20 protein-coding genes are annotated in these 20,495 nt (G+C 61.1%); 14 read left to right on the forward strand and 6 right to left on the reverse strand.

The features are described from left to right. Positions 1-83: 83 nt before the first annotated feature. Positions 84-1,238, reverse strand: a complete 1,155-nt coding sequence (gene algW, locus JFU04_RS03240; protein ID WP_065900528.1) for a Do family serine endopeptidase AlgW — start codon at positions 1,236-1,238, stop codon at positions 84-86. A gap of 102 nt (positions 1,239-1,340) precedes the next feature. Between algW and JFU04_RS03245 the strand changes: the two genes are divergently transcribed. The 4 genes from JFU04_RS03245 (at position 1,341) to cysN (ending at position 5,670) form a co-directional block, all read left to right on the forward strand. Further along, entirely contained in the window at positions 1,341-2,099 is a 759-nt protein-coding gene (locus tag JFU04_RS03245; RefSeq protein ID WP_201143510.1) for a Nif3-like dinuclear metal center hexameric protein, read from the forward strand. 255 nt (positions 2,100-2,354) lie between these two features. After that, positions 2,355-3,272 carry a sulfate adenylyltransferase subunit CysD gene (gene cysD, locus JFU04_RS03250; RefSeq protein WP_005784641.1) on the forward strand — a complete coding sequence of 306 codons (918 nt, stop codon included), beginning with the start codon at positions 2,355-2,357 and terminating at the stop codon, positions 3,270-3,272. Between the two features lie 104 nt (positions 3,273-3,376). Beyond that, entirely contained in the window at positions 3,377-3,718 is a 342-nt protein-coding gene (locus JFU04_RS03255) for a four helix bundle protein (RefSeq protein WP_065900530.1), read from the forward strand. 53 nt (positions 3,719-3,771) lie between these two features. Next, positions 3,772-5,670 carry a sulfate adenylyltransferase subunit CysN gene (gene cysN, locus JFU04_RS03260; protein WP_065900532.1) on the forward strand — a complete coding sequence of 633 codons (1,899 nt, stop codon included), beginning with the start codon at positions 3,772-3,774 and terminating at the stop codon, positions 5,668-5,670. 174 nt (positions 5,671-5,844) lie between these two features. On the opposite strand, the gene JFU04_RS03265 is transcribed toward cysN, so the two are convergent. The 3 genes from JFU04_RS03265 to JFU04_RS03275 form a co-directional block, all read right to left on the reverse strand. Then, the gene (locus JFU04_RS03265) at positions 5,845-6,744 is read right to left on the reverse strand and encodes an acyltransferase (RefSeq protein WP_201143511.1); all 900 of its coding nucleotides are present in this window, start codon (positions 6,742-6,744) and stop codon (positions 5,845-5,847) included. Further along, complete coding sequence (gene pta / locus JFU04_RS03270) at positions 6,745-8,844, reverse strand: phosphate acetyltransferase (RefSeq protein ID WP_065900536.1); 2,100 nt, start codon at positions 8,842-8,844, stop codon at positions 6,745-6,747. It abuts the gene before it with no gap. 79 nt (positions 8,845-8,923) lie between these two features. Next, complete coding sequence (locus JFU04_RS03275; protein WP_065900537.1) at positions 8,924-9,214, reverse strand: DUF3565 domain-containing protein; 291 nt, start codon at positions 9,212-9,214, stop codon at positions 8,924-8,926. On the opposite strand from JFU04_RS03275, the gene JFU04_RS03280 reads away from it, so the two are divergent. Then, positions 9,213-9,698 carry an FKBP-type peptidyl-prolyl cis-trans isomerase gene (locus JFU04_RS03280; RefSeq protein WP_003188398.1) on the forward strand — a complete coding sequence of 162 codons (486 nt, stop codon included), beginning with the start codon at positions 9,213-9,215 and terminating at the stop codon, positions 9,696-9,698. The two genes, JFU04_RS03275 and JFU04_RS03280, sit on opposite strands and share 2 nt — an antisense overlap. Positions 9,699-10,063: 365 nt before the next feature. Here the strand turns inward: JFU04_RS03280 and rpsT are convergent, their stop codons facing one another. Further along, positions 10,064-10,342 carry a 30S ribosomal protein S20 gene (gene rpsT / locus JFU04_RS03285; protein WP_016976313.1) on the reverse strand — a complete coding sequence of 93 codons (279 nt, stop codon included), beginning with the start codon at positions 10,340-10,342 and terminating at the stop codon, positions 10,064-10,066. Positions 10,343-10,595: 253 nt separating this feature from the next. Here rpsT and murJ point away from each other — a divergent pair, with 253 nt between their 5' ends. The 6 genes from murJ (at position 10,596) to ispH (ending at position 18,054) form a co-directional block, all read left to right on the forward strand. Continuing rightward, the gene (murJ, locus tag JFU04_RS03290; RefSeq protein WP_065900539.1) at positions 10,596-12,134 is read left to right on the forward strand and encodes a murein biosynthesis integral membrane protein MurJ; all 1,539 of its coding nucleotides are present in this window, start codon (positions 10,596-10,598) and stop codon (positions 12,132-12,134) included. Between the two features lie 119 nt (positions 12,135-12,253). Then, positions 12,254-13,192 (forward strand): bifunctional riboflavin kinase/FAD synthetase, encoded by a 939-nt coding sequence (ribF, locus tag JFU04_RS03295; RefSeq protein WP_065900541.1) that lies wholly within the window; start codon positions 12,254-12,256, stop codon positions 13,190-13,192. A gap of 14 nt (positions 13,193-13,206) precedes the next feature. Then, entirely contained in the window at positions 13,207-16,038 is a 2,832-nt protein-coding gene (gene ileS / locus JFU04_RS03300; RefSeq protein ID WP_065900543.1) for an isoleucine--tRNA ligase, read from the forward strand. Continuing rightward, on the forward strand, positions 16,031-16,540 hold the full coding sequence (gene lspA / locus JFU04_RS03305) for a signal peptidase II (RefSeq protein ID WP_065900545.1): 510 nt from the start codon (positions 16,031-16,033) through the stop codon (positions 16,538-16,540). The genes ileS and lspA overlap by 8 nt, the downstream gene beginning before the upstream one ends. Before the next feature lie 7 nt (positions 16,541-16,547). Then, on the forward strand, positions 16,548-16,985 hold the full coding sequence (gene fkpB, locus JFU04_RS03310; RefSeq protein ID WP_173390393.1) for an FKBP-type peptidyl-prolyl cis-trans isomerase: 438 nt from the start codon (positions 16,548-16,550) through the stop codon (positions 16,983-16,985). Between the two features lie 121 nt (positions 16,986-17,106). Beyond that, positions 17,107-18,054, forward strand: coding sequence for a 4-hydroxy-3-methylbut-2-enyl diphosphate reductase (ispH, locus tag JFU04_RS03315; RefSeq protein WP_065900550.1), 948 nt, complete (start codon positions 17,107-17,109; stop codon positions 18,052-18,054). On the opposite strand, the gene JFU04_RS03320 is transcribed toward ispH, so the two are convergent. After that, entirely contained in the window at positions 18,008-18,589 is a 582-nt protein-coding gene (locus JFU04_RS03320) for a GspH/FimT family pseudopilin (RefSeq protein WP_201143512.1), read from the reverse strand. The genes ispH and JFU04_RS03320 overlap by 47 nt on opposite strands. A 204-nt stretch (positions 18,590-18,793) precedes the next feature. Here JFU04_RS03320 and pilV point away from each other — a divergent pair, with 204 nt between their 5' ends. From pilV to JFU04_RS03335, 3 genes are read left to right on the forward strand one after another with little or no spacing between them, the layout of a single operon-like run. After that, on the forward strand, positions 18,794-19,267 hold the full coding sequence (gene pilV, locus JFU04_RS03325) for a type IV pilus modification protein PilV (protein ID WP_201143513.1): 474 nt from the start codon (positions 18,794-18,796) through the stop codon (positions 19,265-19,267). After that, positions 19,264-19,965, forward strand: a complete 702-nt coding sequence (locus tag JFU04_RS03330) for a prepilin-type N-terminal cleavage/methylation domain-containing protein (protein WP_201143514.1) — start codon at positions 19,264-19,266, stop codon at positions 19,963-19,965. Before pilV ends, JFU04_RS03330 begins: the two co-directional genes overlap by 4 nt. 7 nt (positions 19,966-19,972) lie before the next feature. Further along, positions 19,973-20,488 (forward strand): pilus assembly PilX family protein, encoded by a 516-nt coding sequence (locus tag JFU04_RS03335; RefSeq protein ID WP_242485880.1) that lies wholly within the window; start codon positions 19,973-19,975, stop codon positions 20,486-20,488. Positions 20,489-20,495: the final 7 nt, after the last annotated feature.

Consider the following 20,495-nt stretch of genomic DNA (forward strand, 5'->3'; position numbering starts at 1 on the left):
CAATATAACATGTCTAATGAGAATGCCTTCGCTTTGAAATATGAGCTTACAGGTACCCGCGAACGGGTACCTGGCGAGGCGTCTTATTCCTCTTCTTTGACCGGTGCAGGCGGTGGGCGCAAGCCGATTTCTGCCAGCAGCTTGATCTCTTTACCGTTGCGCATCACCTGGATTGCCACCTTGTCGGTCGGCTTGATCCGCGCCACCTGGTTCATCGATTTGCGCCCATCGCCGGCCGGTTCGCCGTTGATGCTGAGGATCACATCGCCCAGTTGCAGGCCGGCTTTCTGCGCCGGGCCGTCGCGGAAAATACCGGCGACCACGATGCCCGGGCGTCCGGTCAAGCCAAAGGACTCGGCCAGCTCCTTGGTCAACGGTTGTACTTCGATCCCCAGCCAGCCGCGAATCACCTGGCCGTGCTCGATGATCGACTTCATCACTTCCATCGCCAGTTTCACCGGGATCGCAAAACCGATGCCCTGGGAGCCGCCGGACTTGGAGAAAATCGCCGTGTTGATACCGGTCAGGTTGCCATTGGCATCCACCAGTGCGCCGCCCGAGTTGCCTGGGTTGATCGCCGCGTCGGTCTGGATGAAGTCTTCGTAGCTGTTGAGGCCCAACTGGTTACGCCCGGTGGCGCTGATGATACCCATGGTCACCGTCTGGCCCACCCCGAACGGGTTGCCGATGGCCAGTGCGACGTCACCGACGCGCAGGCCGTCGGAGCGACCGAGGGTGATTGAAGGCAGGCTCTTGAGGTCGATCTTCAGCACTGCGAGGTCGGTTTCAGGGTCGCTGCCGACCACGCGGGCCAGGGTCTCGCGGCCATCGCGCAGGGCGACCACGATCTGGTCGGCGCCGGTGGTCACGTGGTTGTTGGTGAGGATGTAGCCCTCGGGGCTCATGATCACGCCGGAGCCAAGGCTGGATTCCATGCGCCGCTGCTTGGGGCCGTTGTCGCCGAAATAGCGGCGAAATTGCGGGTCTTCGAATAATGGATGAGCGGGTTTGTTGATGACTTTCGTGGTGTACAGGTTGACCACCGCTGGCGCCGCGATAACGACAGCGTCCGCATAGGTCACCGGGCCTTGCACCACCGCGCTGGTTTGCGGCGCCTGCTGCAGGTTCACATCAAGGCTGGGTAAGCCCACCAACTGGGGGAAACGCTGAATAATCAGCATCGCGATCAGCACGCCAGCCAGCAATGGCCATCCAAAAAAACGCAGTGCCTTGAGCATCAAGTAAGTCCTGACAGGTTGCAGGGGGCGGCAGAGCGCCCATAATGTCGCGCATTATACGAGGCTGCGAGCGCCTCGGAACGGGATATTTAGGAGTCTTTTATGGCCGTCCCCCTTACCACCCTCGTCGAGGAAGCGGACCGCTACCTCGGCAGTGCAAAAATTGCCGATTATTGCCCCAATGGCCTGCAGGTCGAGGGGCGCCCGCAGGTGATGCGCATCGTCAGCGGCGTGACCGCCAGCCAGGCGCTGCTGGATGCAGCCGTCGAAGCGCAGGCCGACCTGGTCCTGGTGCACCACGGTTATTTCTGGAAGGGCGAAACCCCCTGCATCACCGGCATGAAGCAACGCCGCCTGAAAACGCTGCTCAAGCACGACATCAGTCTGCTGGCCTACCACCTGCCGCTGGACCTGCACCCTGATGTCGGCAACAACGTGCAACTCGCCCGCCAATTGGACATCACGGTCGAAGGCCCGCTGGACCCGAGCAACCCGAAGATCGTCGGCCTGGTCGGTTCGCTCTCCGAGCCGCTGTCACCGCGCGACTTCGCACGCCGGGTGCAGGACGTCATGGGCCGCGAGCCCTTGCTGATCGAAGGCAGCGAGATGATCCGCCGCGTCGGCTGGTGCACCGGCGGGGGCCAGGGCTATATCGACGACGCGATTGCCGCCGGCGTCGACCTGTTCCTGAGTGGCGAGGCGTCGGAGCAGACCTTCCACAGCGCTCGCGAAAACGACATCAGCTTTATCGCCGCCGGCCATCACGCCACCGAACGCTACGGCGTGCAGGCACTGGGCGATTACCTGGCGCGGCGTTTTGCCCTGGAGCATTTGTTCATCGACTGCCCCAACCCGATCTGAGCCATGCAACTGAACCCCTGTGGGAACTGGCTTGCCTGCGACGCAGGCAACTCGGGACATCAGGCACACCGAGTTGAAGCCATCGCCGGCAAGCCAGCTCCCACGCCTGAACGCGTTGCACCCCAAACCACGAGGCATATTCATATACCGTTTCGATCTAGCTGGCTCCCTGAATAGAAGAAGGTGCTGTGCTAGCATGCCCCGCTCGAACACGGCCCGCTGGCCGTCCATAAGATCGTTTTTCCGTGAGTAACCATGGTCGACAAACTGACGCATCTGAAACAGCTGGAGGCGGAAAGCATCCACATCATCCGCGAGGTCGCCGCCGAGTTCGACAACCCGGTGATGCTCTACTCGATCGGTAAAGACTCCGCCGTGATGCTGCACCTGGCACGCAAGGCCTTCTTCCCGGGCAAGCTGCCGTTCCCGGTGATGCACGTCGACACCCGCTGGAAATTCCAGGAAATGTACAAGTTCCGCGACAAAATGGTCGAGGAGCTGGGCCTGGACCTGATCACCCACGTCAACCCGGATGGTGTGGCGCAGGGCATCAACCCGTTCACCCACGGCAGCGCCAAGCACACCGATATCATGAAGACCGAAGGCCTCAAGCAGGCCCTGGACAAACATGGTTTCGATGCCGCCTTCGGCGGTGCCCGTCGCGATGAAGAGAAATCCCGCGCCAAAGAGCGCGTGTACTCATTCCGCGACAGCAAGCACCGCTGGGACCCGAAGAACCAGCGCCCGGAGCTGTGGAACGTCTACAACGGCAACGTCAACAAGGGCGAGTCGATCCGTGTGTTCCCGCTGTCCAACTGGACCGAGCTGGATATCTGGCAGTACATCTACCTGGAAGGCATCCCGATCGTGCCGCTGTACTTCGCCGCCGAACGCGAAGTGATCGAGAAGAATGGCACGTTGATCATGATCGACGACGACCGCATCCTCGAGCACTTGTCCGACGAAGACAAAGCCCGAATCGTCAAAAAGAAAGTACGTTTCCGTACCCTTGGCTGCTACCCGTTGACGGGCGCGGTGGAGTCCGAAGCCGAGACGCTGACCGACATCATTCAGGAAATGCTCCTGACGAGAACTTCCGAGCGCCAGGGCCGTGTCATCGACCACGATGGCGCAGGCTCGATGGAAGATAAAAAACGTCAAGGGTACTTTTAAGCTTCGAGTTACAAGCGGCAAGCTGCAAGTTAAAGGCGGTATGCGTAATTTTGCAGCTTGGTGCTTGCAGCCGGTTGTTGCGAGCCGCTACTGAGTGACTCGTGATGGACTTCGAGAAACTGGTTGTCTGGCAAAGAAGCAAGTGTCTAGCGGTGCAGATCTATAGCGAGTTTGCGGAGTGCGGGGATTTTGGCTTCAAAGATCAAATCACCCGATCTGCACTTTCGGTGCCTTCCAATATTGCTGAAGGCATGGAACGTCGTAGCGCCAAAGAGAAAGCTTACTTTCTTTGGATTGCAAAGGCTTCTTGTGGGGAGCTACGAACTCAGATCTTCATCGGTTGTGACATTGCCTACATCGCCCGCCCGCTGGCTGAAAACTGGATTACAGAAACTCGCGAGCTTTCAAAAATGCTCTGCGGCCTGATCAACAAAATTTCTGACTAGCTGTACGCCGACAAGCTTGCCGCTTGAAGCTTACAGCTTGGAGCTTGAATGCAATGAGCCATCAATCTGATTTGATCAGCGAGGACATCCTCGCCTACCTGGGCCAGCACGAGCGCAAGGAAATGTTGCGCTTCCTGACCTGTGGCAACGTCGACGACGGCAAGAGCACCCTGATCGGGCGCCTGCTGCACGACTCCAAGATGATCTACGAAGATCACCTGGAAGCTATCACCCGCGATTCGAAGAAGTCCGGCACCACGGGCGATGACATCGACCTGGCGTTGCTGGTCGACGGCCTGCAGGCCGAGCGTGAGCAGGGCATCACCATCGATGTTGCCTACCGCTACTTCTCCACCGCCAAGCGCAAATTCATCATCGCCGACACCCCCGGCCATGAGCAGTACACCCGCAACATGGCCACCGGTGCGTCCACCTGTGACCTGGCGATCATCCTGATCGACGCCCGCTACGGCGTGCAGACCCAGACCCGTCGCCACAGCTTCATCGCCTCGTTGCTGGGGATCAAACACATCGTGGTGGCCGTCAACAAGATGGACATCAATGGCTTCGACCAAAGCGTATTCGAGCAGATCAAGGCCGATTACCTGAAGTTCGCCGACGGTATCGCCTTCAAGCCGAGCACCCTGGCCTTTGTGCCGATGTCGGCGCTCAAGGGCGACAACGTGGTGAACAAGAGCGAGCGTTCGCCGTGGTACACCGGCCAATCGCTGATGGAGATTCTCGAAACCGTCGAGATCGCCAACGACCGCAACTACACCGACCTGCGGTTCCCGGTGCAGTACGTCAACCGTCCGAACCTGAACTTCCGTGGTTTCGCCGGCACCCTCGCCAGCGGCGTCGTGCACAAGGGCGACGAAGTCGTGGTGCTGCCGTCGGGCAAGAGCAGCCGGGTCAAATCCATCGTCACCTTCGAAGGTGAGCTGGAGCATGCGGGGCCTGGCCAGGCCGTGACCCTGACCATGGAAGACGAGATCGACATCTCCCGTGGCGACTTGCTGGTGCATGCCGACAACGTGCCGCAAGTGACCGACGCCTTCGACGCCATGCTGGTGTGGATGGCCGAAGAGCCGATGCTGCCGGGCAAGAAATACGACATCAAGCGCGCCACCAGCTACGTGCCGGGTTCCATCACCAGCATCGTGCACCGCGTGGACGTGAACACCCTGGCCGAAGGCCCGGCAAGTTCGCTGCAACTGAACGAGATCGGCCGGGTCAAGGTCAGCCTCGACGCCGCCATTGCGTTGGACGGCTATGACAGCAATCGCACCACCGGTGCGTTTATCGTCATCGACCGATTGACCAATGGCACTGTGGCCGCGGGGATGATCATCGCGCCGCCGGTCAACCATGGCGGCGCTGCGCAGCACGGCAGTCTCGCGCATGTGGCCACCGAGGAGCGCGCGCTACGTTTCGGCCAGCAACCGGCCACCGTGCTGTTCAGCGGCCTGTCGGGCGCCGGCAAAAGCACCCTGGCCTATGCGGTTGAGCGCAAGCTCTTCGACATGGGGCGTGCGGTGTTCGTACTGGATGGCCAGAACCTGCGTCACGACCTGAACAAAGGTCTGCCGCAGGACCGTGCCGGGCGTACCGAAAACTGGCGGCGTGCCGCGCATGTGGCGCGTCAGTTCAACGAGGCTGGCCTGCTGACCCTGGCCGCCTTCGTTGCACCGGATGCCGAGGGTCGCGAACAGGCCAAGGCGCTGATTGGCGCCGACCGCCTGCTCACGGTCTATGTGCAAGCCTCGCCGCTGGTGTGCGCCGAGCGTGATCCGCAAGGCCTGTACGCCGCGGGTGGGGATAACATCCCTGGCGAGTCTTTCCCGTACGACGTGCCGTTGAATGCCGACCTGGTGATCGACACCCAGGCCTTGTCGCTGGAAGACAGCGTCAAGCAAGTGCTGGAGCTGTTGCGTCAGCGCGGCGCGATCTAAACCTTGCCGCCACAAAAAAGCCCGCCACCGATGACTCGGTGACGGGCTTTTTTACATCCTCAAGATCAGGCTCAATCAATGTGGGAGCTGGCTTGCCTGCGATTGCTGACTGTCAGTTGATATATCAGTAATTGACCCACCGCTATCGCAGGCAAGCCAGCTCCCACAGGTTGATCATCTTTTGCCTGGGAATTCTGTGTGCAGTTTCTCCAGCAACTGGTCCTTCTCTTCCCACAACCGGTTGATCCAGCCCTGAAACGCCAACCGATACTCGCCATCCTGCTCATAATTCTTGCCGATAAACTCAGCCGGAATCTGCACTTCTTCGAACTGCACGACCACCTCTTTCACATTCCCGCAGAGTAAATCCCAATACCCGGGGCGCCCGGCAGGGTAGTGAATGGTCACGTTGACCAGTGATTTCAGCTGCTCACCCATGGCATCCAGTACAAACGCGATACCACCAGCCTTGGGCTTGAGCAGGTAGCGGAACGGCGATTTCTGCTGCGCCTGCTTGCCGGGGGTAAAGCGCGTGCCTTCAGCGAAGTTGAAAATGCCCACCGGGTTGTCGCGAAACTTCGCACAGGTCTTGCGGGTGGTTTCCAGGTCCTTGCCTTTCTTCTCCGGGTGCTTTTCCAGGTACGCCTTGGTGTAGCGCTTCATGAACGGGAAGCCCAGCGCCCACCAGGCGAGGCCGATCACCGGTACCCAGATCAGCTCCTGCTTGAGGAAGAACTTCAGCGGGCGAATCCGTCGATTGAGCACGTATTGCAGCACCATGATGTCGACCCAGCTCTGGTGGTTGCTCGTCACCAGGTACGAGTGCTGATAGTCCAGGCCCTCAAGGCCTTTGATGTGCCAGCGAGTGCGTCGCACCAGGGTCATCCAGGCGTTGTTGTTGCTGATCCAGGCCTCGTGGGTCTGGTTCATCAGCCATTCGCTGAAGCGCTTGGCAAACGGCAGCGCCTTGAACAGCGCCACGATAAACAGGAACGAACACAGCAGGATTGTGTTCAGCGCCAACAGCAGGGACGCGATCACCCCGCGTACGGCGGCAGGTAGAAAATCCAGCATTTAGATATCCATAGGTCGGTTGGCGGCTTGGATCGCAGTCAGCGCGATGGTGTACACGATGTCGTCGACCTGGGCGCCGCGAGGCAGGTCGTTGACCGGTTTGCGCAGGCCCTGGAGCATCGGCCCCAGGCTGACGCAATCGGCGCTGCGTTGCACGGCCTTGTGGGTGGTGTTGCCGGTGTTGAGGTCCGGGAACACGAACACGGTGGCCTTGCCGGCGACCAGGCTGTCGGGCGCCAGTTGGCGGGCGACGTTTTCGTTGGCGGCGGCGTCGTACTGCAACGGACCGTCGATCAGCAGTGAGCTTTGCTGTTCATGGGCGAGAAGGGTGGCTTCGCGGACCTTCTCCACTTCCTCACCGCTCGCCGAGTCGCCGCTGGAGTAGCTGATCATCGCCACGCGCGGAGTAATGCCAAAGGCGGCGGCCGAATCGGCGCTTTGCAGGGCGATTTCCGCCAGCTCGGCGGCGCTGGGGTGCGGGTTCATCACGCAGTCGCCGTACACCAGCACCTGCTCGGGGAACAGCATGAAGAATACCGACGACACCAGCGTGCAACCCGGTGCGGTCTTGATCAACTGCAGGGCGGGGCGGATGGTGTTGGCCGTGGAGTGGATAACCCCGGAAACCAGGCCGTCGACCTCATCCAATGCAAGCATCATGGTGGCGATCACCACGGTGTCTTCCAACTGCTGCTCGGCCATCGGCGCGTTGAGGCTCTTGCTCTTGCGCAGGGCAACCATCGGCTCGACGTAGCGTTGACGAATCAGGTCCGGGTCGAGAATTTCCAGGCCTTCGGGCAATTCGATGCCCTGGGCGCGGGCGACGGCTTCCACATCCGCCGGCTTGGCCAGCAGCACGCAGCGTGCGATGCCACGCGCCTGGCAGATGGCCGCAGCCTGCACGGTCAGTGGTTCGCTGCCTTCGGGCAAGACGATGCGCTTGTTCGCGGCCTGGGCACGCTGGATCAACTGGTAGCGGAACACCGCTGGCGACAGGCGCATTTCCCGTGGCGTGCCGCAGCGCTGGTGCAGCCAGCGCGCATCGAGATGGCTGGCGACGAAATCGGTGATGATCTCCGCGCGCTCGCGGTCATCGATGGGGATTTCCTTGTTCAGGCTGTTGAGCTGGTTGGCCGTGTCGTAGGAACCGGTGCTCACCGACAGCACCGGCAGCCCAGCCTGGAACGCGCCGCGGCACAGCTCCATGATGCGCGGGTCGGGCAGGGTGTCGCTGGTCAGCAGCAGGCCGGCCAGCGGCACGCCGTTGATCGCGGCCAGGCTCACGGCGAGGATGATGTCGTCGCGGTCGCCCGGCGTTACCACCAGCACGCCCGGCTTGAGCAGCTCCACGGTGTTGCGCATGGTGCGCGCGCAGATGATGATCTTGGTCATGCGCCGGGTTTCGTAATCACCGGCATTGAGGATCTGCGCGCCCATCAGGTCGGCGACGTCGCGGGTACGCGGCGCGTTGAGTTCGGGTTGGTAGGGAATGCAGCCGAGCAGGCGGAAATCGCCGCTGCGCAACAACGGCGAATGCTCTTTCAGGCGTGCTGAAAAGGCCTCCATGCTTTCATCGGTGCGCACTTTGTTGAGGATCACACCCAGCACTTTCGGGTCTTTCGGGCCGCCGAAAAGCTGGGCCTGCAGTTCCACGCGGCCGGAGAGTTCGGTGAGCACTTCGTTTTCCGGGGCCGAGACCAGGATCACTTCCGCGTCCAGGCTCTTGGCCAGGTGCAGGTTGACCCGCGCGGCATAGCTGGCGCTGCGGGTCGGCACCATGCCTTCGACGATCAGCACGTCCTTACCGACGGCGGCCTGTTGATACAGGGTGATGATCTCTTCGAGCAGTTCGTCGAGTTGGCCGTCGCCGAGCATGCGCTCGACGTGGGCCAGGCCCAGCGGTTGCGGCGGCTTCAAGCCGTGGGTGCGGGCGATCAGTTCGGTGGAGCGTTCGGGCCCGGTGTCGCCGGGGTGCGGCTGGGCAATCGGCTTGAAGAAACCGACTTTCAGCCCGGCCCGCTCGAGGGTACGCACCAGCCCAAGGCTGATGGAGGTCAGACCCACACCAAAATCGGTGGGCGCGATAAAAAAAGTCTGCATGCGAATTCTCTGGAGGTGCATGGCTTCGGTGGCGCTCTATGCGTGAGTGCCTACCGGGAATCAGGCGCCAAGGTTATCGTTATTCGCGCTCTTGCGCACACCAGCCGCAGGCAAAGGGCTGGCCTATTTTTTCCAGGCGTTGCGCGGGGTCCAGCACCCAGGCGCGGGACTGCCAGGGCGGCTGGTGGCGCAGGTGCTGGGTATGGCCACAAGACAGCTCGGCAACCCAGTGCTGGTCATCATCCTGGTGGAATCCGGTGATCGTCGCGACCGTTGATCGGTCCCGTCCGTCCGGGTTCTGTTCGCTTTCGGGCAAATCCTTGTTTAGACTTGTCCGTTCTTCATTCTTATGCAAAAGGTCTCGCCCCATGACGATCGCCGCTAACAAGGCTGTCTCCATCGACTATACCCTGACCAACGACGCTGGTGAGGTCATCGACAGCTCCGCCGGCGGCGCGCCGCTGGTCTACCTGCAAGGCGCAGGTAACATCATCCCGGGCCTGGAAAAGGCGCTGGAAGGCAAGAACGTCGGTGATGAACTGACCGTTGCCGTAGAACCTGAAGATGCCTACGGCGAATATTCCGCCGAACTGGTCAGCACCCTGAGCCGCAGCATGTTCGAAGGTGTGGATGAGTTGGAAGTGGGCATGCAGTTCCACGCTTCCGCGCCGGACGGCCAAATGCAGATCGTCACCATCCGTGACCTGGACGGCGACGACGTAACCGTCGACGGCAACCACCCTCTGGCTGGCCAGCGCCTGAACTTCCAAGTGAAGATCGTTGCCATTCGCGACGCTTCCCAGGAAGAAGTGGCTCACGGCCACGTCCACGGTGAAGGCGGTCACCACCATTGATTGATGTTTGATCAATAGGTAGCAAAACGCCCCGACTGGTTCGGGGCGTTTTTTTTGTGCCTGAAAATCCAGCCGAGCACAGCTGTTTGCTCCAGCGGGCTCTTTATGCACCAGGCTTTTTTGTGGTGAGCGGGCTTGCCCCGCGTTGGGCTGCGTAGCGGCCCCATCAAGATCACCGCATTCCTCCAGTGGGACCGCGTCCTCTGGTTTTGGGGCCGCTACGCAGCCCAACGCGGGGCAAGCCCGCTCACCACAAAAAGCCCGCACAAACAAAAAGCCCGCACAAACAAAAATGCCCCGGACCTTTCGGTTCGGGGCATTTCTTAACTGTTTCGCAACCGGGGTTGCGTTGCAGTTGTTACCACTTAGGCTGCAGCAGCGACGCTCAGAGCCTTGATGTGGCCATTCAGGCGGCTCTTATGGCGAGCGGCCTTGTTCTTGTGGATGATGCCTTTATCGGCCATACGGTCGATAACTGGCACGGCCAGAACGTAAGCAGCTTGGGCTTTTTCAGCGTCTTTGGTGTCGATGGCCTTAACTACATTCTTGATGTAGGTACGAACCATGGAACGCAGGCTGGCGTTGTGGCTGCGACGCTTCTCAGCCTGTTTTGCACGTTTTTTGGCGGAAGGTGTGTTGGCCACCGTCGAGCTCCTCGAAAGACTTTTTAGGAAATAGCAAACAAAATAGGCCGCGAATCATGCCGATGACTTGATGGGTTGTCAAGGGCGGCTGATGCGAACTGCTGAGTGGTCGATCTGAAGAGGCGGGTGATTTATTTCCGGCGCTTGACCTGTAAACTCGCGAGCTTTGGCTCTGTGCTGTTGCAGGCGCGCAGTATCGCATAAGTAGGCGCACAGTTCGCCTGCTCTTTATCTATAGGCGCAAACTCTTTCAATGAATCTGCTCAAATCGTTGGCTGCCGTCAGCTCTATCACGATGATCTCCCGGGTATTGGGGTTTGTGCGTGACACCCTGCTGGCGCGCATTTTTGGCGCCAGCATGGCCACGGATGCCTTCTTTATTGCCTTCAAGTTGCCGAACCTGCTGCGGCGTATCTTCGCCGAAGGTGCGTTTTCCCAGGCGTTCGTGCCGATCCTGGCCGAATACAAGACCCAGCAGGGCGAGGAGGCGACCCGCACCTTTATTGCCTACGTCTCGGGCCTGCTGACCCTGGTGCTGATGCTGGTGACGATCGCCGGCATGCTCGCCGCGCCCTGGGTGATCTGGGCTACCGCGCCGGGCTTCGCCAACACCCCGGAAAAATTCGCGCTGACCACCGATCTGCTGCGCGTGACCTTTCCTTATATATTGCTGATCTCGTTGTCGTCCCTGGCCGGGGCGATCCTCAATACCTGGAACCGCTTCTCGGTGCCGGCCTTTGTACCGACGTTGCTCAACGTCAGCATGATCATCTTCGCGCTGTTCCTCACGCCGTACTTCGATCCGCCGGTGATGGCCCTCGGGTGGGCCGTACTGGCGGGTGGCCTGGCGCAGTTGCTCTACCAGCTGCCACACCTGAAAAAAATCGGCATGCTCGTCTTGCCGCGCCTGAACCTCAAGGACACCGGCGTATGGCGGGTGATGCGCAACATGCTGCCGGCGATCCTCGGCGTGTCGGTCAGCCAGATCTCCTTGATCATCAACACCGCATTCGCCTCGCTGCTGGTCTCGGGCTCGGTATCCTGGATGTACTACGCCGACCGCCTGATGGAGCTGCCGTCCGGCGTACTTGGCGTGGCCCTTGGCACGATCCTGCTGCCCACGCTGGCGCGCACCTACGCGAGCAAGGACCGTCAGGAATACTCGCGGATCCTCGATTGGGGCCTGCGCCTGTGCTTTGTGCTGGTGCTGCCGTGCTCCCTGGCGCTGGGGATCCTGGCCGAGCCGCTCACCGTGTCGTTGTTCCAGTACGGTCAGTTCGATGCCCATGACGCCTTGATGACTCAACGTGCGCTGATTGCCTACTCCGTCGGGCTGCTCGGGATCATTGTGATCAAGGTGCTGGCGCCGGGCTTCTATGCCCAGCAGAACATCCGCACGCCGGTGAAGATCGCGATTTTCACGCTGGTCGTCACGCAACTGCTCAACCTGGTGTTTATCGGCCCGCTGGCCCACGCCGGCCTCGCCCTGGCGATCAGCGCCGGCGCCTGCATCAATGCGGGCCTGCTGTTTTACCAGCTGCGCAAACAGCAGATGTTCCAACCACAGCCAGGCTGGGGCATGTTTGCCCTCAAGTTGCTGGTGGCAGTGGCGGCAATGTCGGCGGTGTTGCTCGGGCTGATGCACTTTATGCCGGCCTGGGACGAAGGCCATATGCTGGAGCGCTTCATGCGCCTGGGCGTTCTGGTGGTGGCGGGCGTGGTGGTGTACTTCGGGATGTTGCTGCTGCAGGGCTTCCGCCTGCGGGATTTCAATCGCAAGTCCCTCGGATAGAGCGTTTGCCGCGATAAAACGGTTGTTTTATCGATTCGATCCATTTGGCCTGCGCTGTTGCCTGTCGTCCGGGGCCGGGTGTGGTTATAATCGACCACTTTATGAGCAAGAAGCGCGTTATGCAGCTGGTTCGAGGTCTCCACAACCTGCGCCCCCAGCATCGGGGCTGCGTCGCCACTATTGGCAACTTTGACGGTGTTCACCGTGGCCACCAGGCTATCCTGGCCAGGCTGCGCGAGCGTGCGGTCGAGTTGGGCGTGCCCAGCTGCGTGGTGATTTTTGAGCCACAGCCGCGGGAATACTTTACCCCCGAAACGGCGCCGGCCCGTCTGGCCCGCCTGCGGGACAAACTGCAATTGCTGGCCGAAGAAGGCGTGGACCGCGTCCTGTGCCTGGCCTTCAACCAGCGTTTGCAGAGCCTCAGCGCTGCCGAGTTCGTCGACCGGATCCTTGTCGATGGCCTGGGCGTGCAGCACCTGGAGGTCGGTGATGACTTCCGTTTCGGCTGCGACCGCGTCGGCGATTTCGATTTCCTGCAACACGCCGGTATCACCCAGGGTTTCACCGTCGAAGCCGCGCAAACCGTCGAGTTGGACGGCCTGCGCGTGAGCAGCACCCAGGTGCGTAATGCCCTGGCCGCTGCCGACTTCGCCCTGGCCGAGCGTTTGCTCGGTCGCCCGTTCCGCATTGCCGGACGGGTACTGCACGGCCAGAAGCTGGCGCGCCAATTGGGCACGCCAACCGCCAACGTGCAACTCAAGCGCCGTCGTGTGCCGCTGACCGGGGTTTACCTGGTCAGCGTCGACATCGATGGCCAATCGTGGCCAGGAGTCGCCAACATAGGCGTCAGGCCCACGGTTGCAGGTGATGGCAAGGCCCACCTGGAAGTTCACCTTTTGGATTTTGCCGGTGATTTGTATGACCGGCGTTTGACGGTGGTTTTCCACCAGAAGCTGCGTGAAGAGCAGCGTTTCGCCTCGCTTGAGGCGTTGAAAACGGCGATCAATGCGGATGTCGCCGCCGCCCGTGCACTAGCCGCACCTAGCGCCCATCGCTAACCGAAGAGCCTTAAATGACCGACTATAAAGCCACGCTAAACCTTCCGGACACCGCCTTCCCAATGAAGGCCGGCCTGCCACAGCGCGAACCGCAGATCCTGCAGCGCTGGGACAGTATTGGCCTGTACGGAAAGTTGCGCGAAATTGGCAAGGATCGTCCGAAGTTCGTCCTGCACGACGGCCCTCCTTATGCCAACGGCACGATTCACATCGGTCATGCGCTGAACAAGATTCTCAAGGACATGATCCTGCGCTCGAAAACCCTTTCCGGTTTCGACGCGCCGTATGTCCCTGGCTGGGACTGCCACGGCCTGCCGATCGAACACAAAGTCGAAGTGACCTACGGCAAGAACCTGGGCGCGGATAAAACCCGCGAACTGTGCCGTGCCTACGCCACCGAGCAGATCGAAGGGCAGAAGTCCGAATTCATCCGCCTGGGCGTGCTCGGCGAGTGGGACAACCCGTACAAGACCATGAACTTCAAGAACGAGGCCGGTGAAATCCGTGCCTTGGCCGAAATCGTCAAGGGCGGTTTCGTGTTCAAGGGCCTCAAGCCGGTGAACTGGTGTTTCGACTGCGGCTCGGCCCTGGCTGAAGCGGAAGTCGAGTACGAAGACAAGAAGTCCTCGACCATCGACGTGGCTTTCCCGATTGCCGACGACGCCAAGCTGGCCGAGGCCTTTGGCTTGGCAAGCCTGAGCAAGCCCGCAGCGATCGTGATCTGGACCACCACGCCGTGGACCATCCCGGCCAACCAGGCGCTGAACGTGCACCCGGAATTCACCTACGCCCTGGTGGACGTCGGTGATCGCCTGCTGGTGCTGGCCGAGGAAATGGTCGAGGCCTGCCTGGCGCGTTATGAGCTGCAAGGTGCGGTGATCGCCACCACCACAGGCTCCGCGCTGGAGCTGATCAATTTCCGTCACCCGTTCTATGACCGCCTATCGCCGGTGTACCTGGCTGACTACGTCGAACTGGGTTCGGGTACTGGCATTGTTCACTGCTCGCCAGCGTATGGCGTGGACGACTTTGTCATCTGCAAGAAATACGGCCTGGTCAACGACGACATCATCAACCCGGTGCAAAGCAACGGCGTCTACGTGCCTTCGCTCGAGTTCTTCGGCGGCCAGTTCATCTTCAAGGCCGACCAGCCGATCATCGACAAGCTGCGCGAAGTCGGTGCGCTGATGCAGACCGACACCATCAAGCACAGCTACATGCACTGCTGGCGCCACAAGACCCCGCTGATCTACCGCGCCACCGCGCAGTGGTTTATCGGCATGGACAAAGAGCCGACCAGCGGCGACACCCTGCGTGTCCGTTCGCTCAAAGCCATCGAAGACACCAAGTTCGTCCCGGCCTGGGGCCAGGCGCGCCTGCACTCGATGATCGCCAATCGCCCGGACTGGTGCATCTCCCGCCAGCGTAACTGGGGCGTGCCGATCCCGTTTTTCCTCAACAAGGAAAGCGGCGAGCTGCATCCGCGTACCGTCGAACTGATGGAAGAAGTGGCCCAGCGCGTTGAACAGGAAGGCATTGAAGCCTGGTTCAAGCTGGACGCTGCCGAACTGCTGGGCGACGAAGCGCCGCTGTACGACAAGATCAGCGACACCCTCGACGTCTGGTTCGATTCGGGTACCACCCACTGGCACGTGCTGCGCGGCTCGCACCCGATGGGCCACGCGAGCGGCCCGCGCGCCGACCTGTACCTGGAAGGCTCGGACCAACACCGTGGCTGGTTCCACTCCTCTTTGCTGACGGGTTGTGCCATCGACAACCACGCACCGTATCGCGAATTGCTGACCCACGGCTTCACCGTCGACGAGACGGGTCGCAAGATGTCCAAGTCGCTGAAGAACGTGATCGAGCCGAAAAAGATCAACGACACCCTGGGCGCCGACATCATGCGCCTGTGGGTCGCGTCGACCGACTACTCGGGCGAAATCGCCGTGTCGGACCAGATCCTGCAGCGTAGCGCCGATGCCTACCGCCGGATCCGTAATACCGCACGCTTCCTGCTGTCGAACCTGACTGGTTTCAACCCGGCCACCGACATCCTGCCGGCCGAGGACATGCTCGCCCTGGACCGTTGGGCCGTGGACCGTACCCTGTTGCTGCAGCGCGAGTTGCAGGAACACTACGGCGAGTATCGCTTCTGGAACGTCTACTCGAAGATCCACAACTTCTGCGTGCAGGAGCTGGGTGGTTTCTACCTCGACATCATCAAGGACCGCCAGTACACCACCGGCGCCAACAGCAAGGCACGCCGCTCGGCGCAGACCGCGCTGTATCACATCTCCGAAGCGCTGGTGCGCTGGATCGCACCGATCCTGGCCTTCACCGCCGACGAACTGTGGGAATACCTGCCGGGCGAGCGTAACGAATCGGTGATGCTCAACACCTGGTACGAAGGCCTGACCGAACTGCCGGCCGACTTCGAACTGGGCCGTGAGTACTGGGAAGGCGTGATGGCCGTGAAGGTTGCGGTGAACAAGGAGCTGGAAGTGCAGCGTGCGGCCAAGGCCGTCGGTGGCAACCTGCAAGCCGAAGTCACCCTGTTTGCCGAGGAAGGCCTGACCGCTGACCTGGCCAAGCTGAGCAACGAGCTGCGCTTCGTGCTGATCACCTCGACCGCGAGCCTGGCACCTTTTGCCCAGGCGCCGGCCGATGCCGTGGCCACTGAAGTGCCGGGCCTCAAGCTCAAAGTCGTCAAGTCGGCCTTCCCCAAGTGCGCCCGTTGCTGGCACTGCCGTGAAGATGTCGGCGTGAACCCTGAGCATCCGGAAATCTGCGGCCGTTGCGTGGATAACATCAGCGGTACTGGCGAGGTTCGCCACTATGCCTAACGCCAGTCGTTTCGGACGTCTGGGCTGGCTCGTACTGAGCGTGCTGGTCCTGGTCATCGACCAGGTCAGCAAGGCTCATTTCGAAGGCTCGCTGGAGATGTTCCAGCAGATCGTGGTGATCCCGGATTACTTCAGCTGGACCTTGGCCTACAACACCGGCGCCGCTTTCAGCTTCCTGGCTGACAGTGGCGGTTGGCAGCGCTGGCTGTTCGCCCTGATCGCCGTGGTGGTCAGTGCGGTGCTGGTGGTCTGGCTCAAACGCCTTGGCCGCGATGACACCTGGCTCGCCATCGCCCTGGCGCTGGTGCTGGGTGGCGCGCTCGGCAACCTGTACGACCGCATTGCCCTGGGCCATGTGATCGACTTCATTCTGGTGCATTGGCAGAACCGCTGGTATTTCCCGGCCTTCAACTTCGCCGACAGCGCCATCACCGTCGGTGCAATCATGCTGGCGTTGGATATGTTCAAGAGCAAGAAAACCGGAGAGACCGTCAATGACTGATCAGGTATTGGCTGAGCAACGCATCGGCCAGAACACGGAAGTCACTTTGCATTTCGCACTGCGCCTGGAGAACGGCGACACGGTCGACAGTACGTTCGACAAAGCCCCGGCGACCTTCAAGGTCGGCGACGGCAACCTGCTGCCGGGTTTTGAAGCCGCCCTGTTCGGTTTCAAGGCCGGCGACAAGCGCACCCTGCAGATCCTGCCGGAAAACGCTTTTGGCCAGCCCAACCCGCAAAACGTGCAGATCATCCCGCGTTCGCAGTTCCAGGACATGGATCTGTCGGAAGGCCTGTTGGTGATCTTCAACGACGCGGCGAATACCGAGCTGCCAGGTGTGGTCAAAACCTTCGATGACGCGCAAGTGACCATCGACTTCAACCACCCGTTGGCCGGTAAAACCTTGACGTTCGACGTTGAAATCATCGACGTTAAAGCAATCTGACCGACAAAACCGGTTCCTGTAGGAGCTGGTTTGCCTGCGATTGCATCCACTCGGTTTGCCTTCTACACCGAGTCGACTGCATCGCAGGCAAGCCAGCTCCTACAAAGACACGAGGCACAGCATGCAAATCAAACTCGCCAACCCGCGTGGCTTCTGCGCCGGCGTGGACCGGGCGATCGAAATCGTCAATCGCGCCCTGGAAGTCTTCGGGCCGCCGATTTACGTGCGTCATGAAGTCGTCCACAACAAATTCGTGGTCGAAGACCTGCGCGCGCGCGGTGCCATCTTCGTCGAAGAGCTGGACCAGGTGCCGGACGACGTTATCGTCATCTTCAGCGCCCACGGTGTTTCCCAGGCGGTGCGTACCGAAGCGGCAGGCCGTGGCCTGAAAGTATTCGATGCCACCTGCCCACTGGTCACCAAGGTGCATATCGAGGTCGCGCGCTACAGCCGTGACGGCCGTGAATGCATCCTCATCGGCCACGCCGGGCACCCTGAAGTCGAAGGCACCATGGGGCAGTACGACGCCAGCAACGGCGGCGCCATCTACCTGGTGGAAGACGAGAAAGACGTCGCCAACCTGCAGGTGCGCAACCCCGAGCGTTTGGCCTTCGTGACCCAGACCACCTTGTCCATGGACGATACCAGCCGCGTGATCGACGCGTTGCGCAGCCGCTTTCCGGCCATTGGCGGACCACGCAAGGACGACATCTGCTACGCCACCCAGAACCGCCAGGATGCCGTTAAGCAACTGGCCAATGAGTGCGACGTCGTGCTGGTGGTCGGCAGCCCTAACAGCTCCAACTCCAACCGCCTGCGCGAGTTGGCTGAGCGCATGGCGACACCGGCGTACCTGATCGACGGTGCAGAGGACATGCAGCGCAGCTGGTTCGATGGCGTCGAGCGAATTGGTATTACTGCGGGCGCTTCGGCCCCGGAAGTGCTGGTGCGCGGTGTTATCCAGCAGCTGCACGCCTGGGGCGCTACCGGCGCGGATGAATTGGCCGGTCGTGAAGAGAACATCACTTTCTCCATGCCCAAGGAGCTGCGGGTTCGCTCGCTGCTCTGACTGCCAGGGTGCCGGAGTAGCTGCGGCACAACGCCTGCTCGGCCCTGTCGCTGCGCAGGCTGATGCGCCCGCTGGGGGCCAGCACTATCTGGTGCAGGCTCTGAGCCTCGTCCGTGGCGCACACGTGCACGGTACCGGCGCGGAATCCCCCACCTGAAAATACCGGTTCACCCAACCCGCTGAAGCGAACCTGGCTCTTGACCGGCCCATTGCCCACGATCGCTACTTGCCCGCTGTCCTGGCGCTCCAGCAGCACCGGGTTGTCGTCGTCCAGATGGCCGCGTCCACTCACATCCACTATCACCCGCCAACCCTGGCTCCAATCGTCTTCGCGCGCGTGAATCACCACCGCCTGGTTGCGTGCAATGGCTTGCGTGCGTGCAAAGCGCAGCCCGCTCGCCAGCGATTGTGCGGCACTTTGTCGTTGCTGGGACGCCAGCAGGTGCTTGAAATTGGGCACCGCCAGGTGCGCCAGGATGCTGCTCACGATCAGCCCGAGCAGCAGTTCGATCAGGGTAAAACCGCGTTGTCGCATGTGCTGTCCCTCCGTGGACCCGATTCAGTGTTGGGGTGCTGCCGTAGGTATAGCGCCACGTCGGCGGTAACGGATGATGGCCTTCATGTCCAAAGTATTTCCCTTTGTTCCCGCAGCAGCGCGGGCTGAAAACCGACGCTAGTCTTGGGCCGCACAGCAGGATTTTCCTGCTTCCCTTGGCCTTCGATACGGATGACGACGGTAATGCTTGCCTGTCCGACTACCTGCTTTTTTAATGCCGCGCCCAGGCACCAGGGCGGCACTACATTGATCGAGGTGCTGATGGCGGTGCTGATTCTCGCCGTCGGCCTGCTGGGTGCGGCAGTGATCCAGTTGAACGCGCTCAAGTACACCGACAGTTCACGGATGACCAGCCAGGCCAGTTTCATCGCCTACGACATGCTCGACCGAATTCGCGCCAATGCCGGTGCCGATTACGCTTGGCGCGCCGGGGCGAGCGTGCCGGCCAGTACCGCAAACGCCAGCGTGCGCGATCTGGATCTGCATGACTTCGAGGCGAATATTCGCGGTTTCGCCGGGGAGAGCGCGACGGGTTCGGTGGTGATCGGCGCCAATGAGGTGACTGTCAGCATCAGTTGGAGCGATCAACGCGGCACGCATACCCCGGGTGCGCGCGAAACCTTCACCCTGACCAGTCGCATGGAGGCCGCACAGTGAGGAGGGGCGCACGCGGTTTCAGCCTGGTGGAATTATTGTTGGCCCTGGCCGTCGGGCTGGTGCTGATCCTCGGCGTGAGCCAGGTGGCGATCAGCTCGCGAACGACCTCTGCCAGTCAGCAGGCGGCGATGTTGCTGCAGGATGATGCGCGGTTTGCCCTGGGCAAGTTGATCCAGGACATTCGCCAGGCCGGCATGTTTGGCTGCCTGGCGACAGCGTTTATCGAGAATGCCCCGCCGGCCTTTGATCGGCCTGTCGCCTGGAGTGCCGTGGGCGCCTCAAAGTCGCTGACGTTGATCACCGCTGATATCGCCGGTGGCAAGCCCGACTGGACAGTGCTGTCCGACTGCACCGGCACTGCCCATGCCTACTCCGCCAGCGCACCTGCGCCAACGCCTGGGCAAATCTCTTTTGCGCTACGCCAGCTTACCTACACCTTTGAGGCGGGCCAGTTGAAGGTCAGCACGCCCGCTGCGCCGGCCAAGGCGGTGCTGGTGGATAACGTGCAGCGTTTCGAAATCAGTTTTGGCATGGCCGACAGGTTGGACTCATTGACGGTAGCGCGCTACGACGACAGCCCGGTCGACGCTGCCTTGATACGCAGCGTGCGCATCCTGATGACGCTGCAAGACCCGACCGGCCGAGTCAAGGATCAAACCTACAGCGTCGCGGCGGCGCTGCGAAACCGTGTGGGGTAGGGCGGCCATGCTGTTTTCTCGTCAAGGCGGCATGGTGCTGTTGATCAGCCTGGTGTTTCTGCTGCTGTTGTCGCTGGTCGGTTTGTCATCGATGCAAATGGCTGTGACTCAGCAAAAGATCGCCGCGAGCCTCTGGCATCGCAACCAGTCACTTCAGACGGCTGAAAGTGGCTTGAGGCTGGGAGAATCAAGGGTGCAGCGGGAGTTCGCGGGGTTGGCGCCGTGCCAATCGTTCGTCACCTGTGCGCCACCCGGTGAGGCGTTCTCGGTGACAGGTGCTGGTGTGAATCCGGTGTCGGGCGTGAATTGGGCCGGCCTGAAAAGTGGTCTCTACGGTGTGCAATCCCTGGGGACTGGCGTGGGGGTGGCGCATTTGCCGGCGCAAACCCCGGCCACCTTGTACCGAGTGACCGCGGTCGGGTTCAGTGGCCAATCGCGTACGGTGCTGGAGAGTGTGTATGTGCGGGTAGAGGAGGACGGGCGGTCGTGGTTTCGGCGAGTGGCCTGGCGACAACTTCAATAAGGAGTAG

This window comes from Pseudomonas sp. TH21 (assembly GCF_016651025.1).
Lineage (GTDB): Bacteria > Pseudomonadota > Gammaproteobacteria > Pseudomonadales > Pseudomonadaceae > Aquipseudomonas > Aquipseudomonas aylmerensis.